The sequence below is a fragment of the Kitasatospora sp. NPDC032150 genome (assembly GCF_055579945.1).
Genome location: NZ_JBVIMH010000010.1, coordinates 174,094 through 190,500 on the forward strand (window position 1 = coordinate 174,094; position 16,407 = coordinate 190,500).

Below are 16,407 nucleotides of genomic sequence, written 5' to 3' on the forward strand. Positions count from 1 at the left end.
CCGAGGGGTGGCGGAGCGGCCCGGCCGGGCGCAGACTGGGATGTGGAGCTGATCAGCACTGTCATCACAGACACGCGGGCGAAGCCCGGCCGAGGCAGTTCCTGCGTAAAGGCGCCGTAGAAACGAACGGGCTCCGTGTCGACGGAGACCCGGGCCGCTGACAGCGGCGGATCGACGGATCCGAACACATTGCTCCGCTGCGGCGGAGCACCCCCGAGGCCCGGCTGTCACCGGGCCTCCCCCGTGCCCGGACGCGGGGTGACCGACCCGCCTGCGCCGGCCTCGCCCGGTCGGCCGCCCGGTCGGCCTCGCCCGGCTTTCGGCCTCGGCCGACGGCCGTCCCGGATGACCCGGACGAGTGAATCGGCGGCTCGGCCCGCCTCGGCCATGACCTCGGGCCCGCCACGCCGTTGAGCTGGCGCGACAACCACCCCGTTCGGGAGATCTGTTATGCGCCAACTCGCCGACACCGTCACCACCGCAGGGATCATCACTGCCGTAGCCGCGGCGGTGTTCCTGCTCCTTCTGATCGGCGGGCTCGCCCGTACCGCCGCCCGGGCCGAGCGGATCGCCGCCGCACACCGTGCGGAACGAGCCCGCGAGTCCGACAGCGCGCATCCGTCCCCGGAGGACGGCGAGGCTGGCTGACCGTCCCAGCCGGGCTCGCCGACGCCTCACCCGCCCTCGGAGCGATCAGTCCCGTCCGGGCGGGCGCCCCGGCTCCTCATGGGGCGCGGTGCAACCGTCCGGGAGGCGGCCGGGGACCGGGGCAGGACCGGCCGGTCCGGTTATCAGGACGCCGACGGCTTCGGCGAGCTTGGTCAGGGGCTGCCGTTGCTCACGCCGCACGGTGCGGGCCTCGCCGACGCCGTGTCCGGCCGCCGCACCGAGCGTGCGGGTGGCCGCGGCCTCCTTCCGGAGCCGCTCGACCTCAGCCTCCAGTGCTTCCAGGCGTGCTCGCAGGTCATGTGTCTCGCTCATGTGATCCATTGTCCAGGTCGGCTCCACGGGCACCGATCCACGAGGCTTGTCCGCCCTCACGGCCGCGACCTGTCGAACCTTTGACGGGGGCTCGGGACAGGCCTGCCTGGGAGTACCAGCACGGCCCCGGGCACACGGGCACGGCCGCGCGGGCCTGGTCGGCTACCCGAAGAGCGGGGGGCGGGCACACGCCCGCTCCCACCCGCCCCTGAACTCCGCTGCACGAACATCGAGTTCACACCGCGAAAAGGGAGTCGTCCCGGCGCTATTGGAAGTCAGCTATCCGGGTATCAGCAATCCGGACGAGGTAGGCACCCGGGTCGAATCCACCGACAATCTGTTCTGTTTCCACACGAGTTACCGAGCGAATCACCATCGGGGCAGCGGCGTTCACCACTCCCTGCTCCCGACTTCAACGCGGCGCACCGCATAGCAGACCGGACCTCACCGGCCGGGCCACCGTGTTGGACAACAGTCCCGCCGCTCCGGCGGCGAGGACTTCGACCGTTCCGTCGACCCACCTGTTCTTCCGGTACGGATTCCTGCCGGTGGCCACGGCAGGACTTCTGCACCGATCGAGCACAGTGCATCTCCCTCGATCCCGTGCCGCACCTCCCCGCCGGGTCGTGACGCCAGGCCCGCCGGACCCTGCCGGATTACCGAAAGACGGTCAACTCAGCGGCGAGCAGCGGGAACCGACGATCGCCGTCCCCCGATCCCCGAGCCCCAGGAGCAGTGAACATGGGCATCTACGGCCAGGACTGGTCGAGCTACCAGCCCGCCACCCCGGACACCAGCGGCCTCGCTTTCGCCTTCATCAAGGTGACCGAGGGTCTGACGTACACCAGCCCCGTGTGGACGGCGCAGCGGGACCACGCCCGTGCCGCCGGCCTCGTGCTCGGCTACTACCACTACCCCCACATGGCCAATCCGGTGCCGGCGGAGGCGACCCGCTTCCTCTCCATGGCCCAGCCGCAGGCCGGTGAGCTGGTCGTGTTGGACTGGGAGGGGTACGACAGCGCCAACTCCTCGGTGCCGAAGTCGAACCAGCTCGCGTACAAGGAGGCGTGGCTCCGGTACGTCAAGCAGCGGCTGCCGCACAATCCGGTCGGCCTGTACTGCAACAAGGACTACTGGCGGCACGTCGACACCACCAACTACTTCGCCGACTTCCTCTGGATAGCCACCTCCGGCCAGCCGGCCGGACAGCCCGGCATCCAGGCCGACTGGCTCTTCCACCAGTACTCGGACTCCGGTGGCGTGGACCACGACTACTGCCACCTGGACAGCGCGGACGCACTGCGCGCCTGGGCCGCGTCCTTCCAACCCACTCCGACACCGGCCCCCGGCCCGCCGTGGCCCGGCGGGTACCTGCGCCTGCGGTCCCCGATGCAGCACGACGCCAGCGTGCGGATCTGGCAGCAGCGGATGGCCGATCGCGGCTGGCGCATCGCCGTGGACGGCTGGTACGGACCGGCTTCGGCGGCGGTCTGCCGTCAGTTCCAGAGCGAGAAGGGGCTCCGAGTGGACGGCATCGTCGGGCCGGCAACCTGGGCCTGCGCCTTCCGCACCGACAACGTCACCTGACCGACATCACCCGAGCCGGTGCGCCGGCCGTGAACGCGCCCCCGCACCCACCCCGGGCCCGTTTCCGCGACACCGCGGAAACGGGCCTCTCCATGCCTCCGCCGCGCTCTCGGCCGCCAATAAGCCGACCTTTCAAGTCAACCAAAAACCGCTTTGCAACCTTCATATCCATCACCAATTGGCGATTTGATCTACGAATCCCAACATGTGAGACTGAGCCAGTCGGGCCGTTACCGAAAGGTAACTCGCTGCGCACATCGCCGTGCTGACACCCCGTTCGAGCGAGGGGCAGCCGATCGCCGTAACCGGGGATCACGCGGAGCGCAGTTCGGGCCAAGCGCCCGGCAGACGGCCCCGGGGATGACCGGAGGGCCTTCCGTTCCTACAGGAAGCATTGAAACGCGATGCGAAACCGTGGTGCCGACATGGCTGTGCTGCGAACCGAGATCGAGGAACTCTGGGAGCGGCGGGACGAGATCCCGCTGCACTCCGCGGAGGTGGTCGCCGCCGTCGACGCGGCGATCGATCTGCTGGACAGCGGCCGGGCGCGGGTTGCCGAGCTCGTGGACGGCGAGGTCGTGGTGCACGAGTGGCTGAAGTCCGCGATCCTCCTACTGTACAAGCAGGCCAAGCCCGTGGAGACGCAGTTCGGCCCGTTCGAGTGCGCCGACAAGATCCCGCTGAAGTCCGGAATCGGCGACTCCGGTGTCCAGGTATCGCCGGGTGCCGTGATCCGGCGCGGCAGCTACCAGGAGCCCGGAGTCGTCGTGATGCCGAGTCACATCGGCATCGGCTCCTACGTCGGCGAGGGCACGCTGGTGGACTCGTGGGTCGGCATCGGCTCCTGCGCCCAGATCGGCAGGAACGTCCACCTGTCCGGCGGGGTCGGGCTGGGCGGCATGATCGAACCGCCCATGGCCAAGCCGGTCGTGATCGAGGACGACGCCTTCATCGGCGCCCGGTCGATGATCTACAGCGGCGCCCGGGTCGGCGAGGGCGCACTGCTGGGTGCCGGGGCGCTGCTGACCGACACGATCCCCGTCATCGACGCCGCCACCGGGGAGGAGCTCAGCCGGGGCGTCGTCCCGCCGTGGACGGTCGCGGTTCCCGCCAGCCGTCCGCGCGAGTTCACCGGCGGCACGTTCGGCCTGCCCTGCCTTCTGGTGATCAAGCACCTGAAGAAGGGCGAGCGCCACGACAAGGCCAAGCTCAACGACGTGGTGCGCACCCAGCCGCCGGTGCTCTGACCGCCGCACCGTCCGCCTTCCGCCGCCAGCCGATCCTTCGAGGAGTCATCTCCCTTGTCCGCCAACGGAATCGTTCCAGTACTCAACCGCCACCCCGAGCTCAGGGACTTGGCATCCCGGCTCACGGCCTTCCTGGACATCCATCTGCCCCAGCCGCTCTGCGAAGACGACCCGCGGCCCGACTGGCTCGCCCTGCGGAAGCTGGCCTGCGACGCCGGACTGACCGGCATCGACCTCGCCCCGCCGGACGGGCCGGGTGCGGCCGGACGGGTGGCCCAGGGGGTGGCCATGTTCCTCGCCGGCCGGCGGGACTGCGACGCCCGCGAGGTCTTCAGCACCGGTCATGCCGCCATGGCCCTGGACTACGGGTCGCCCGAGCTCGTCCGGCACACCCGTGAACAGGTGGTCACCCGGGGGAGGCTGGCGGGCGTCGCGTCCAGCGAGCCGCAGTCGGGATCGGACCTGCGCGGCTTCACCACCCTCCTCGTCGACCACGGCGACCACTTCGTGCTGTCGGGTACCAAGGGTCTGATCAGCAGGGTCGAGGAGGCCTACGGCTTCGTCGTCTTCTGCAAGCTCGTCGGCCGGGAGGAGGCCGACACGGTCGACCTCCGTGAGGTGCCGCTGTCCGCGGTGTGGGTACCGGCCGACATCAAGGGCGTCCTGACCGAGACCACCGACCCGCTGGGCATGCGGGGATGGAGCTTCGGGCACCTGCACTTCGTCGACGCCCGGCTGGACAAGGACCTCCTGCTCGGGGCCCCCGGCGACGGACGCCGGATCTTCGACACCCACTTCTCCGCCTGGCGGCTGATGATGTCGCTGGTCTGCCTCGGCGCCGCGTCGGCGGCGATCGAGGAGTCGGCGGCCCGCACCCGGCGGCGCAGCGTGGGCCGGATGCCGCTGGCCGCCATCCCCTCCGTCGCCGCGCGGATGGGCACGGCCGCCGCCGAGGTCGAGGCCGCCACCTCCTGGTGCTTCTCGCTGCTGGAGCGCATCGACCACGGCGACATCGACGCCGCCGCCTGCTCGGCTGCCAAGGCACTGGCCACCGACGTCGCCTACCGTGCCGTGGACCTCGCCCTCCAGCTGCACGGCAGTGAGGGGTACACCCGGCACACGCCGATGGAGAAGCGACTGCGGGACATCCGCGGGCTGCGCATCGCCGACGGTCCCAACGACACGCTCTACAGCGTGCTGGCCCACTCCCTGCTGACCGGCGATCCGCAGACCGAGAGCCCGCAGGCCGAGGACGTCCGGCTCCTCGCCCGTCACTGACGGCCGGCCGAGCCCGCGATCGACCCCGGGTCGTCGAACGCCCGCGAAGGGCACCGAGCCCCGACGGCCCGGGCCGACCACCAACTCCCGTACCGGAACCGCCAGGTGACGGCGACCGCCGCACCGCGCCGAGAAGGAATCACCCATGCCCGCCGCCACCCGCCCCTTGCTCACCGAAGTGGAGCAGATCCTCGCCGACCTGGACTCCTGTCCCGATCGGGAGGCCCTTTCCCACCAAGGGCGCACCGTCACCGCCGGCGAACTGCGCGACCTCACCTACCGCCTGGCCCGGGCCATGCGCGCCCGGGGCATCGACCGCGGCCACACCGTCACCCTGCTGACCGGGAACCTGCCCGAGGCCATCGCCGCGCGCTACGCGGCCAACCTCGTCGGCTGCCGGGTGAACCAGCTCTACAACCGGCTGTCGGCCGACACCCAGGCCGTCATGGTCCGCGACGTCGAGACCCATGCGCTGATCGTCGATCCCCGGCACGCCGACCGGGCCGCGGTGCTCACCGGCCTGGTCCCGGTCGAGAGCGTCCTGGTGCTGGGCCCAGCGAGCGTGGGCGAGGACCTGCTGGCGCTGGCGGTCGACCAGCCGGCAGGCAGCTTCCCCTGCCGGGCCCGGCCGCAGGACATCCGCACCATCCGGCACTCCGGCGGTACCACCGGCCACTCCAAGGGGATCTGCGTCAGCTACGGCCAGGTCCGCCCGTTCGGGCCGGAGTTGCCCGGCAGCCCCGAGGAGCCGCCCCGGCTGCTGGTGTGCACCACCATCGCGCACGCCGCCGGGCAGATGACCGACAAGGTCCTGCGGGCCGGCGGCAGTGCGGTACTACTGGACGAGTTCGACCCGGCCACCGTGCTCGAGGCGATCGAACGCGAGCGCATCACCGACCTGTTCCTGATGCCCCCGCTGATCTACCAGCTGACCGACCATCCGCAGTCGGAGCGCGCCGACACCTCCAGCCTGCGCCGGCTCAGCTACGGCGGCTGCCAGGCGTCGCCGGCCCGGATCACCGACGCACTGCGGCGGTTCGGACCGGTGCTGGTCCAGCTCTACGGACAGCACGAGGCGGGCATCATCAGCGTCCTCGCCGCCGAGGACCACGATCCGAGCCGTCCGGAGCGCCTGCGGTCCGTCGGCAGGCCGGCACCCGGCTACCGGGTGGCGATCCGCGACGAGTCCGGCCGGGACCTTCCCCCCGGTGAGCACGGCGAGATCTGCGTGCACTCCGACACCCTGATGCAGGGCTACTGGAAGCAGCCCGAGCTGACCGCCTCGGTCCTCAGGGGCGGCTGGCTGCACACCGGCGACATCGGGTTCCTGGACGACGAGGGCTACCTGACCATCGTCGACCGGCTGAAGGACCTGATCAACACGGGTGGCGGCCACGTGTACACCTCCGAGCTGGAGGACCTGCTCAACTCCCACCCCCTGGTGCGGCAGAGCGCCGTGTTCGGAGTCCCGGACGCGGACCGGGTGGAGCGGGTGCACGCCGTCGTCGTGCCGGTACCGGGCAACCGGATCGACCCGGACGAGCTCTGCGCGATGGTCCGCGAGCGGCGTGGTGCGACGCACGAGCCGTACCGAGTCACCTTCGCCGAGGCGCTGCCGCTGACCGACGCCGGCAAGCCGGACAAGAAGCTGCTGCGCGAAGGGCACGCCGGTGTCGAAAGCGACGAGCGACAAGCGAGCGCAGGGGGCACCCCCGGCCGGAGGCTGGGGGAGAGTGCCGAAGGTGGCGGCACCTCCCAGCCACCAAGGCTGGGGGAGAGTGTCGACACCGGATCAGGAGTGCCCGGAGGCGAGCGAGGAGTCACGCCGGCGGCGCGGCTCCGGGAGGCCACCGGGGCGTAGCGCCCGCACTCGCGGCCGGTTCGTCCCGCATCGCTCCCGCCTTCCCGGGATCCGCCACACCGTGTCCGTGGGCGTCGGCCTGCGCCCGTGGGCGCGGTGTGTCATCACACGTTGGTCAGCGGCAGCAGCCCGCGTTCGCCGAAGACCTTCTTGGCCACGAGCGTGGCGTTGATCGCCCTCGGCATGCCGCAGTACACGGCCGAGTGCAGCAGCGCCTCGGTGATCTCCGTCGGAGCCAGGCCGACGTTCAGCGCGGCGTTGATGTGCACATCCAGCTCGATCTCGCAGCCGCCGAGCGCCGCCAGTACCCCGAGGGTGACCAACTGGCGCTCCCGGGGCTGGAGCTCAGGCCGGTCGTACATGTCGCCGAACGCCCACGCGACGATCTGGTGCCCCAGCTCGGGCGAGGTATCGGCGAGCGTGTCGACGACCCGTCGGCCGGCCTCACCGTCGACCTGCTCCAGCACCTTCAGGCCGTGTGCGTAGCGCTCTTCGCGAGCCATGGTGTCCCTCCCGGGTCCGTGGGACGAGCGGCTTCTCCGCTCGCCCGTGTGGTGATCATCGTGGCCCGGCGGCTGGCCGATCTGCCCACGAGGCATCGTGATCTATGCTCTCCATGCTCTGGAGGTATGGATGGATCTGCGCGTACTCGGCTACCTCGTCGCGATCACCGAGGAGGGGAGCATCAGCGCGGCAGCCCGCCGCCTGCATCTCACCCAGCCGACCCTGACCCGCCAACTGCGCGACCTCGAACGGAGGTTGGGGGTAGTACTGTTCACCCGAGAGGGGCGCGGTCTGACTCCCACGTCGGCGGGCCGGGTCCTGGTCCAGCGCGCCCGCACGGTGCTGGCCGAGGCGCAGGCCGCGCTCGACGACGTCCAGCTGGCGGCGCAGGGCCTGACGGGCCGGCTGACCGTCACCTTCGCCGGCTCCGGCATCAACGGACCGCTGGGCGAGGCGCTGGGGCGCCTCCGCCGGGAACTGCCGCGCGTCGATCTCCGCCTGGAGGAGAGCTTCAACGACGCCGAGATGTCCGACGGCGTACTCGACGGCCGCTACGACATCGCCGTCCAGCGCCTGCCACGGCGCGACAGCCGGCTGGCGACGGTGGCCTGGTGGCGGGAGCCGCTGACCCTCTTCATGCCCGCCGCCCATCCGCTGGCCCACGCGGCCGGACCGGCTCCCCTCGACTCACTGGGCCGGACCCCGCTCGTGCTCTGGCCGCGCGAGGTCTCGCCCCACTCCTACGACGAGATCATCACCCTGTGCCGGCAGGCCGGGGTCACCCCCAGGATCGGGGCGGAGGGCAGGAGCGTCCAGACCCTGCTCGCCCTGGTCGCAGCCGGGTTCGGCGCCGCCGTGCTCACCGACTCGCACCGCGCGCTGCGCCGGGTCAAAGTCGCGGCCCGGCCGCTGGCCGACACCTCCACCACCCTCCACCTGGTCTGGCGCGCGGAGGACGACAGCCAGCTCCTCGAACGCTTCCGCACGATCCTCGCCAACAGCGACTGAGCCGCCCCCGACCCAACCGCCCTCCGCGGCCTCCTTGACAACCCGTCGCCCCTTCGACGAACGACCGGCCGTGAGCGGGGGCGGGATCGCGGGGTACCGGCAGCGCGCGAGATCCGATGCGGCCGGGGCGGTCGGCGGACGGCTGCGCTGTGCGCAGGTGCCGACGCACTGCCGTCCGCAACGCCTCGGTCACGCATTTCACCGGCGGCGTGCCACCACCCTGGCGGTGCGAACAACTCATCTGCCACCGCGCCGGGTTACCGCGCATCCCGTTCGCGACCACCGACGGCGACGCCCCTCTGCGCGGGCTCGCCCGCGCTCACCGGCCAGCCTGGACCGCAGATCCAACCGCCCGCGTCCCCCAGCCCGCATGACGACGTCTCAGCCGTGCGACTCTCCCGTGCTGCAGTACACTCGCCATATGAATGTATCTGGCAGATATATCAAAGCGGCCGCCCAGGGTCGGAGGTCCCGGCCGTGACGTCCGCCGACCTCACCCCCACCGCCTGGACCATCCTCGGCTTCCTCTCCCTGCACCCCCGCAACGGCTACCAGCTGCGCCAGGCCGCCCAGCGGTCCGTGGGCCACTTCTGGGGCGTGAGCTACGGTCAGCTGTACCCGCAGTTGAAGCTCCTCGCCGAGGACGGTCTGATCGAGCCTGCCGCCGAGCCCGGGCCGGCCTCGGAGCACGAGTCAGCCACGACGCCCGCGCCGGTCGCGGCCCCGACCGGAGCCACCCGCCCCGCCGTCGGACGGTCAGCCCGATCCGCCGCGCCCTGGCAGCTCACCGCCCGGGGCGAGGAGGCGCTGCTCGGCTGGCTGCGCCGGCCGCCGGAGCCCCGACAACTTCGCGACGAGGGACTGGTCAAGCTGCTGTTCAGCGACGAGGCGGGACCGGAGACGATGCTGGAGCTCATCGCCCGCCGCCGTTCGGACGCGCTGCTCCGCAAGGAGCTGGCCGAGCAGATCGTCCCGGGCGCACACTGGCCGGAGGACTCCGACCGTCGGCCAGACGGTCTGCTCGCGGCCCGGCTGGTGCTCGCCCAGACCCTCGCGCTGTGCGAGGCCGAACTGGCCTGGTGCGACACGGCGGAACAGCTCGTCGCCGAGCACCGGATGCCGCCCACCGGTCACTCCCCGGAGCCCCGCCATGACAGCTGACTTCCCCGGCACGCCGACCCCGGACCGGGACGGCGGCCGGCCACCGCGCGACATCACCGTGGTCCGGGTCCTGCTGCTGCTCACCGGCGCTGCGACGGCCGTCAACGGGCTGCTCGAACTGAACCCGGCCTACGTCACGTCCACCCACTGGCTCGGCCGGCTGCTGATCGCCGTCGGCGCCGCCTGCTGGTGGACGGTGTTCCGGCTGCGTACCCCCGGGCGGGGGCGTCGGGAACTCCTCGTCCTGCTCGGCCTGTTGGCGATCCTCCGGATCTACCAGGCGGTGAAGTTCCAAAGCGCTCCGGCCGCACTCGGCCTGGTGCTGCCCGCGCTGGTCCTCTGGCGACTGCGCCGGCCGGGGGCGCTCGGCTGGCTGCAGCCGAAGGCCCCGGTCGAGGCCCGCGCGCGGCGCGCGTTCGCCCTCTTCGGCGCGGTCGGCCTCACCGCGTCCGTCCTGGTCGCGTTCGCGGCGGCGGGCACGGTCGCGGCGGTCTGGCCGTGCACACTTCCGCAGCCGGCCACCGGCGCCCTCGACACCGGCACCGCCAGGGCCGTGCCCACCACGCCGTCGGGCTACGTCAGCGCGAGCGACGGGGTGCGGCTGGCCTACTACTCCTACCTTCCGGCGCACCCGGTGGCCGCACTGGTCTTCTACCACGGCTCCGGCGCCAACAGCGCGGCCGGCTACCTGCCACTGGGCGATCTGGCCGCGAAGTACCGCATCGCCACCTATCTGGTCGACATCCGCGGGCACGGCGCCTCCGCAGGCCCCCGGGGTGACACCCCGACCCCGGAGCAGGTGTGGAACGACGTCGGCAGGGTGGCCGACTTCGTCCACCAACGGCAGCCCGGCGTACCGGAGTTCCTCGGCGGTCACTCCGCCGGCGCCGGACTGGTCCTCAACAGCCTGGCGCACGTGCACACACCGATCGCCGGCTACGCCTTCCTCGCCCCGGACTTCGGCCTGCACTCCGGCACCGAACTGGTCGGCCGCGCCTCGAACTTCGCGACGGTGTGCACCCGTGCGTTCATCGTCAACGCCGCCAGCAACCATGTGCTGGACGGCCGCACTCCGGCGCTCGGCTTCGCGTACTCGCAGGACCAGGTGCGCTCCGCCCACCTGGTCGCCCGCTACACCGTCAACATGGCCCTCGCCCAGAACCCGGGCGACAGCGCCGCCGATCTGCGGGGCATCCGGGCACCGCTGGCCGTCTGGATCGGCTCCGGGGACGAGGTGTTCAGCCCCGACAAGGTGCTCACCTATGCCCGGCAGAACCGCCCGCCCGGCGCGGCGACCACTCTGGAGACCGTACCGGGCGCCAGTCATCTGGGCATCCTCGACCAGGCCATCGACCGCATCGGCCCCTGGATCACGGCCACGGCCGGCTCCTGAGCCCGGCCTCCCCCCGGACGCCACCGGGCCACCGGGCCGGCACCGAAGGCAACCCCGGGTCGCACCGTAGGACACGGTACTGGTGGACTCGCGTATTCAACTGTCGCGAGTTCCTCACGGCGTGGGCCCGGCTGACGGAGGCGCTGGTGGCCGAGCGCCGCCCCGACCGGCCGGTACCGCCGATAGCCGGTACCGCCGATAGCCGGTACCGCCGCGATCGGGGCGGTCGAGCATCTGCCGGCCGCCGTCATCGAGGAGGGCCGGGACCTGTCCTCGATGAGCGGCGTCCTGGCCGACACCGCCTACCGTCTGCTGCCGGCCTGACGGCCCGGCCTCACTTCAGGTGCCGGCCGAAGAACCGGTGCCCGTCCTCCACCTCGAACCACGGGGTGCCGGCGTGCCCGCCCATGTTGGCGTGCAGTGTCTTCTCCTTGGTGCCGAAGGCGTCGAACAGGTCCAGGGCCCGCTGCCGGGGGTTCCCTTCGTCGTCCCACTGCAGCAGGAACTGCAGCGGGATGGTGATCTGCCGGGCCTCCTCGCGCTGGGCGCGGGGCACGTAACCCCCGGCGAAGAGAGCGGCGGCCGCGATGCGCGGTTCGACCACCGCCAGCCGAATGCCGATGGCGGTCATCCCTGAGTACCCGACCGGGCCGCCGATCTCGGGCAGCGTAAGGAGGGCGTCCAGGGTGGTCTGCCATTCCGGGACCGCCTTTTCGACCAGCGGGCCGACGAACGACTCGAAGATCTCGTCGACCGGCTCGCCCGCCGCCATCGCCCGGCGGAGGTCGGCGCGGGCCTGCTCATCGACGGCGGAACGGGGCCGGTCACCGTGCCCGGGGTGGTCGATGGCGGCCACCGCGTAGCCGTACGCCGCGGAGTGCCGGGCCCGGGCCACCAGCCGCGGCTCCCGCTTGTGCAAGCCGCCGTTGTGGCCGATCAGGATCAGCGTGGCCGGCGCGGTTCCAGACGTCCACAGGATGCCGGGGATCTCGCCGAGGGTGAATTCGCGTTCGAGGACGCCGTCGTCGAGGCGCTGTTCAGAAGTGAATCGCATGGTCGTGCCTTTCGGGAGTGCTGTTGAACGGCGCTCCCGGACGACCTATCGTCCGACCGTGACCCCGGAGGGGAGCACCCATGTCGATACTGCGTTCACGGGTACCACCTCCTAGCTCTCTCGCACGGCCTCCGGAAAAGTAGCAGTGGTCGCCGTGGTCCGCCAACTGGTTTTTGCGGAGGCTCCGTGGCCGGACGTAACGGCACGGGTTGCCGGCGGTTCTGACCTCAGGCCACCAGCCTCCGGCCGGCCGACGCGGGCGAACAGGAGCGCCGGGCCGTTGCCTACGGCCAGTCGCACCCGGTTGGCCCGGGGTGGATCTTCGAGGGGTCGGGCCGTCTGCTGCGGACCCCGGCCCGCCCGCCGAAGGCGGGCCTTGGCCGTTGTCCGGCCCGGACCGAACCGGACAACGGGGCCCCAGGGGTCAGCGGGGAGCGGCCGCGCCTCACGGCGCGCCGAACCACCGGACGAGCGCGGCGGTGAGCGCTTCCCCGCTCGCCATGGGGTCGTCCGAGAGGTCGCCCGCCCAGGCGGTGAAGCCGTCCGGACGCACGAGCAGCCCCCGCAGCCCGGGCCGGTCCGGGCACGCCGCGGTGACGACGTCGACCCGGCCGTCGTACTTCCCGGCCGACGCCCGGAGACCGTCGTCGTCGATGAGGTCGAACAGCACGGCCCGCCCGCCGTGGAGGTGGTCGGCGAGCCTGCTGCCGTCGGCCAGCAGGAGGTCCGGCGCGCTTCGGCCGACCAGCGGGTGGTCCCCGGGAAGCCCGTAGCTCTGCCATACGCCGGAGATCTGCTTGACGACATAAGTGGTCCCGGCGACCGTCCCGGTGAGGTCGGTGACCACCCCGCGCAGGGCCCGGATGTGCGGGGACGGCCGCATCAGCGCCACCTGCGCCCTGGTCCAGTCGAGGACCCAGGCCCCGATGGGATGCCGTTCCGCCGTGTACGAGTCGAGCAGCTGCTCGGGCGCCCGGCCACCAACCACCGCAGCGAGCTTCCAGCCGAGGTTCATCGCATCGCCGATGCCCAGGTTCAACCCCTGGCCGCCGAACGGCGAGTGCACGTGGGCGGCGTCGCCCGCCAGCAGCACCCGGCCCCTGCGGTACTCGGTCGCCTGGCGGGCGTTGTCGGTGAACCGCGTCGCGGTCCGCACTCCGGTGATCGTGACATCCACGCCCGAGACCTGGCGCAGGCTCCGCTGCAGTTCCTCGGCGGTGACCGGCGCGTCCCGGTCGGCGGGCGGCCCGTCGAACTCGACGGTCAGGATGCGGCCGGGGATCGGGCCGTGCACGTAGACGCCGGTGTCCGTCCAGTTCCACCCCGGGACCAGCGCTTCGGCCCCCGTCATCTCGACCACCGCCTGACGGCCCGTGATCTGCGGATCGGTGCCCGGGAAGGCGAAGCCGGCGAGCCTGCGGACCGTGCTGCGGCCGCCGTCACACCCCACCAGCCAGCCGGCCCGGATGCTCTCGCGGCTCCGCTCACCGTCCTCCGCCACGCCGATGGTGTGGACCGTCACCCCTTCGGCGTCCTCGTCGAAGCCGGTGACCTCGACCCCGCGCCGCAGCTCGACACCGAGCTTCGCCGCGTGCTCACCGAGAATGCGCTCGACCTCCTGCTGCGGCACCACGGTGAAGCCGGCCACGGCGGGCCCCAGGTCGGCGAAGTCGGGCTCCGCCGGGTCTATCCGGTCGGCGCTCAGCATGATCCCGGCGAAGTGTCCCGCGGCCTTGTGAGGCGAGCGTTCGGGTCGGCTCTTCCCCTGGTTCCGCTCTCCGAACGCCTTGAACTGCTCCAGCGTCCGCTGCTGCGACTCGGTCAGCGCGGGCAGCAGCCCGCGCCGGTAGAAGGCTTCGGCGGTCGGGGTGTTGATCCCGCCCGCCTTGATCGTCGGATCGACCGACGATCGGCGCTCGAGGACCACCACACGTGCCCCACCCAGCGTCAACTCGCCGGCGAGCATCAGTCCTACCGGACCGCCCCCGGCCACCACCACGTCGTAGTCCAGGCCCCTGCCTGTGCTCGGCTTCATGCGAATGACTATAGCCACTAAAACTTTATGGCCGCTACAATTTTCTCCATGCCAGCTGGAACTGCCGCCGGAGGCGGCCATGCCGAACTCACCCTGCGCGAGCGCAAGAAGCGGGAGACCAGGAAGCGGATCTCCGATGCCGCGACGCCCCTGATCGCCGTGCGCGGCTTCGACAACGTCACGGTCGCCGAGATCGCCGAGGCCGCCGGTGTGTCCGCGATGACGGTCTTCAACTACTTCCCCCGCAAGGAAGACCTCTTCCTCGACCGCATCCCCGAGGCCGTGGAGCTGTTCTCGTCCGCCGTCCTGAACCGTCCGGACGGCGAGACACCACTCGCCGCGCTACGCCGACTGGCACTCGAACTACTTGATCAGCGAAGCCCGTTGGCCGGAGTCGGTGACACCTTTCCGCCCTTCTGGCGGGTCGTGATCGGCTCGGCCGCACTGCGGGCGCGCGCCCGCGAGAGCGTCGAGGAGATCGAACACGCACTGGAGGAGGCGATCCGCCGGACCGCCGACCCCGGAGCGGCCGATCCCGCCATCACGGCGGCCCTCGCCGTCGCCGCCTACCGCACCGTCTACCTCACCACGGCCCGGCGCCTGCTCGCGGGTGAGCGGGCGGACGACCTGGCCGAGGACCACCGTCTCCGAGTGCACCAGGCGTTCGACGCCGTGGAACGCGGACTGCTCGCCCCCTGATCAATCACCGCCCCCTTCCCGGGGCGGCCCGGCACCCGGCCGTACGGAGCTGTCCGTACGGCCGGCCACATCCCGATCTCACCCCGGGTGGACTCGCCGACGAGGCCGCCCAGCCTGGACCGTGCCCAACTGGCTTGATTCACCGTGGTGATGACGCCACCGGCGCGCTTGCCGCCGCCTGGCCGTGCACCCCGATGCCGAGACGAGCCACCCGGGGCTAGCCCGCCGCGTCACCCTGCCCGCGACGGCCGCGGCACCCTCGGTCGACGCCGCCGTCCCCGACGAGGAGGACCTGTACGACGCCTTCGACCGGTACACCCTCGGCGGCCTGGGCTGAACGCCCGGACCGCAGCAGTCCAGCCCGGCCGGTCACGGTGGCGCGGCCTCTGGCCGATGCGGGCGGGGGCCGCAAGAGGAGTTGAATTCCCGTGCGGTCCTCCTGGGGTACCGGCCGAGGTGGATGACAGCGCCTCAACTCACGTCGGCTTCTGTGAAGGTTCGGAGCCCGTGCTTCCGTCGGGTGCGGCCGGGGCCCGCAGGGCGAGCACGGCGAGGTCGTCGTGGCCGTCCCCGCGGCGGCCTCGACCAGGGCCTGCCCGAGCCGTTCCGGCGGTTGGCGGGCGAAGGCGGCGGCGATCTCGGCGACCTTCCGCAGCCCGTCGTCCAGGGTGCGCTCCGGGTCTTCGATCGGCTACTCCCCCGGTCGGCCGCGATCCGTGCCCCCGGCGGCACATCGGCCGAAAGACCGGTACCCGCCGTACCCGCCCGAGCCCCGCTGATCCATCACGCCGCCTCTCCGCCCAGTCGCCTTCCCGCCCGAGGGAGGCGGATCGTCCGGCGTCTTCCGGAACGGTCGAGGATAACGAACCCGGAACGGGTCGCCGGGTGAACTCGCCCGCATGGCACGGCCTTGGGTCCGAAAGCGGCTACCGAGCCAGGCCGGTGGCCTGCTCGATCCTGATAGGTGCGCCGGGCGGCTGGTTCCGGGGGCGGTCGAGTCCGGGGCCCGTCGAGTCCGGGGACGGTCGAGTCCGGTCGGCCGCCCGGGCGCGGCACGCCGCCGAACAGGTTCCCGGCGCACGCCGCCGCGCGCCGTCGGGCACCCCAGTCCCGGTGTCCGCCGGGCAGCCGCACCCTCCGGCAGCGGGGCCGGCCGCCGTCTCGGCGCCCGCATCCGACCCCCTGCGCACGGCGCGGCCGGGGGCGGCCCCATCCGCCCCCGGCCCTGCCTTCCGTCCCGGGCGGCCCCCACAGCCGGCCGGGCGGGCCCGCGCCCCCACAGCGCGGGAGTGTTGCGGCCGAAGTGGCCGTCATGTCGGTGGTGAAGGGACGTCGCGCCCGGCCGCGGCTGTACCGCGGCACCCGGCCGCCGTCAGGACGAGCGGCGGGTGCGCCGGGCCGGTGACGGGCTCCGAGGTCCCCAGTTGGACGGGTGCGCTACACCTGCGGCGCGAACGGCCGGTCAGCCGTACCGTCCTGTCGGCTCGACGGTCGTCGGTCTTCTGCTGCCACGTTCGGACATGAGAGGCTCCCTCTCCAGTGGTCGGAAGTCGGGCCGTGAGCCGTCTCGCTCGCCGCCCGCCTGGGAAAATCCTCGGG

14 protein-coding genes are annotated in these 16,407 nt (G+C 72.0%); 10 read left to right on the forward strand and 4 right to left on the reverse strand.

Features of this window, described 5'->3' with window-relative positions; all coding sequences use genetic code 11:
- Nucleotides 1–450: 450 nt before the first annotated feature.
- Nucleotides 451–648: a hypothetical protein gene (locus ACZ5ON_RS14845; RefSeq protein ID WP_465591174.1), complete on the forward strand. Its 198-nt coding sequence runs from the start codon at nt 451–453 to the stop codon at nt 646–648.
- A gap of 45 nt (nt 649–693) precedes the next feature.
- On the opposite strand, the gene ACZ5ON_RS14850 is transcribed toward ACZ5ON_RS14845, so the two are convergent.
- Nucleotides 694–981, reverse strand: coding sequence for a hypothetical protein (locus ACZ5ON_RS14850; protein ID WP_465591177.1), 288 nt, complete (start codon nt 979–981; stop codon nt 694–696).
- A gap of 741 nt (nt 982–1,722) precedes the next feature.
- On the opposite strand from ACZ5ON_RS14850, the gene ACZ5ON_RS14855 reads away from it, so the two are divergent.
- From ACZ5ON_RS14855 to ACZ5ON_RS14870, 4 genes are all read left to right on the forward strand, one after another.
- On the forward strand, nt 1,723–2,568 hold the full coding sequence (locus ACZ5ON_RS14855) for a GH25 family lysozyme (RefSeq protein ID WP_465591180.1): 846 nt from the start codon (nt 1,723–1,725) through the stop codon (nt 2,566–2,568).
- Between the two features lie 425 nt (nt 2,569–2,993).
- A complete protein-coding gene (locus tag ACZ5ON_RS14860) occupies nt 2,994–3,815 on the forward strand; it encodes a 2,3,4,5-tetrahydropyridine-2,6-dicarboxylate N-succinyltransferase (protein WP_465591183.1) in 822 nt (273 codons plus the stop codon).
- A 54-nt stretch (nt 3,816–3,869) separates the two neighbouring features.
- Nucleotides 3,870–5,093, forward strand: a complete 1,224-nt coding sequence (locus tag ACZ5ON_RS14865) for an acyl-CoA dehydrogenase family protein (protein WP_465591186.1) — start codon at nt 3,870–3,872, stop codon at nt 5,091–5,093.
- 145 nt (nt 5,094–5,238) lie between these two features.
- Entirely contained in the window at nt 5,239–6,954 is a 1,716-nt protein-coding gene (locus ACZ5ON_RS14870; protein WP_465591189.1) for an AMP-binding protein, read from the forward strand.
- A gap of 104 nt (nt 6,955–7,058) precedes the next feature.
- On the opposite strand, the gene ACZ5ON_RS14875 is transcribed toward ACZ5ON_RS14870, so the two are convergent.
- A complete protein-coding gene (locus tag ACZ5ON_RS14875) occupies nt 7,059–7,457 on the reverse strand; it encodes a carboxymuconolactone decarboxylase family protein (protein ID WP_465591192.1) in 399 nt (132 codons plus the stop codon).
- Nucleotides 7,458–7,587: 130 nt separating this feature from the next.
- On the opposite strand from ACZ5ON_RS14875, the gene ACZ5ON_RS14880 reads away from it, so the two are divergent.
- From ACZ5ON_RS14880 to ACZ5ON_RS14890, 3 genes are all read left to right on the forward strand, one after another.
- Nucleotides 7,588–8,466 (forward strand): LysR family transcriptional regulator, encoded by an 879-nt coding sequence (locus ACZ5ON_RS14880; protein ID WP_465591195.1) that lies wholly within the window; start codon nt 7,588–7,590, stop codon nt 8,464–8,466.
- Nucleotides 8,467–8,943: 477 nt separating this feature from the next.
- Nucleotides 8,944–9,627 (forward strand): PadR family transcriptional regulator, encoded by a 684-nt coding sequence (locus ACZ5ON_RS14885; RefSeq protein WP_465591198.1) that lies wholly within the window; start codon nt 8,944–8,946, stop codon nt 9,625–9,627.
- Nucleotides 9,617–11,020 (forward strand): alpha/beta hydrolase, encoded by a 1,404-nt coding sequence (locus tag ACZ5ON_RS14890; protein WP_465591201.1) that lies wholly within the window; start codon nt 9,617–9,619, stop codon nt 11,018–11,020. Before ACZ5ON_RS14885 ends, ACZ5ON_RS14890 begins: the two co-directional genes overlap by 11 nt.
- Before the next feature lie 334 nt (nt 11,021–11,354).
- Here the strand turns inward: ACZ5ON_RS14890 and ACZ5ON_RS14895 are convergent, their stop codons facing one another.
- Together ACZ5ON_RS14895 and ACZ5ON_RS14900 are read right to left on the reverse strand one after the other, a co-directional pair.
- Nucleotides 11,355–12,074: a dienelactone hydrolase family protein gene (locus tag ACZ5ON_RS14895; protein ID WP_465591204.1), complete on the reverse strand. Its 720-nt coding sequence runs from the start codon at nt 12,072–12,074 to the stop codon at nt 11,355–11,357.
- 445 nt (nt 12,075–12,519) lie between these two features.
- Complete coding sequence (locus ACZ5ON_RS14900; protein ID WP_465591207.1) at nt 12,520–14,109, reverse strand: FAD-dependent oxidoreductase; 1,590 nt, start codon at nt 14,107–14,109, stop codon at nt 12,520–12,522.
- 48 nt (nt 14,110–14,157) lie between these two features.
- On the opposite strand from ACZ5ON_RS14900, the gene ACZ5ON_RS14905 reads away from it, so the two are divergent.
- Nucleotides 14,158–14,808 (forward strand): TetR/AcrR family transcriptional regulator, encoded by a 651-nt coding sequence (locus ACZ5ON_RS14905; protein WP_465591210.1) that lies wholly within the window; start codon nt 14,158–14,160, stop codon nt 14,806–14,808.
- Between the two features lie 184 nt (nt 14,809–14,992).
- Nucleotides 14,993–15,145: a hypothetical protein gene (locus ACZ5ON_RS14910; protein WP_465591213.1), complete on the forward strand. Its 153-nt coding sequence runs from the start codon at nt 14,993–14,995 to the stop codon at nt 15,143–15,145.
- Nucleotides 15,146–16,407: the final 1,262 nt, after the last annotated feature.

Excerpts from the sequence above, each read along its gene's own strand:
- ACZ5ON_RS14845 (WP_465591174.1), top strand. The coding sequence starts at position 451 with ATGCGCCAACTCGCCGACACCGTCACCACCGCAGGGATCATCACTGCC.
- ACZ5ON_RS14895 (WP_465591204.1), bottom strand. The coding sequence starts at position 12,074 with ATGCGATTCACTTCTGAACAGCGCCTCGACGACGGCGTCCTCGAACGC.
- ACZ5ON_RS14850 (WP_465591177.1), bottom strand. The coding sequence starts at position 981 with ATGAGCGAGACACATGACCTGCGAGCACGCCTGGAAGCACTGGAGGCT.
- ACZ5ON_RS14900 (WP_465591207.1), bottom strand. The coding sequence starts at position 14,109 with ATGAAGCCGAGCACAGGCAGGGGCCTGGACTACGACGTGGTGGTGGCC.
- ACZ5ON_RS14855 (WP_465591180.1), top strand. The coding sequence starts at position 1,723 with ATGGGCATCTACGGCCAGGACTGGTCGAGCTACCAGCCCGCCACCCCG.
- ACZ5ON_RS14880 (WP_465591195.1), top strand. The coding sequence starts at position 7,588 with ATGGATCTGCGCGTACTCGGCTACCTCGTCGCGATCACCGAGGAGGGG.
- ACZ5ON_RS14905 (WP_465591210.1), top strand. The coding sequence starts at position 14,158 with ATGCCAGCTGGAACTGCCGCCGGAGGCGGCCATGCCGAACTCACCCTG.
- ACZ5ON_RS14860 (WP_465591183.1), top strand. The coding sequence starts at position 2,994 with ATGGCTGTGCTGCGAACCGAGATCGAGGAACTCTGGGAGCGGCGGGAC.
- ACZ5ON_RS14890 (WP_465591201.1), top strand. The coding sequence starts at position 9,617 with ATGACAGCTGACTTCCCCGGCACGCCGACCCCGGACCGGGACGGCGGC.
- ACZ5ON_RS14870 (WP_465591189.1), top strand. The coding sequence starts at position 5,239 with ATGCCCGCCGCCACCCGCCCCTTGCTCACCGAAGTGGAGCAGATCCTC.
- ACZ5ON_RS14875 (WP_465591192.1), bottom strand. The coding sequence starts at position 7,457 with ATGGCTCGCGAAGAGCGCTACGCACACGGCCTGAAGGTGCTGGAGCAG.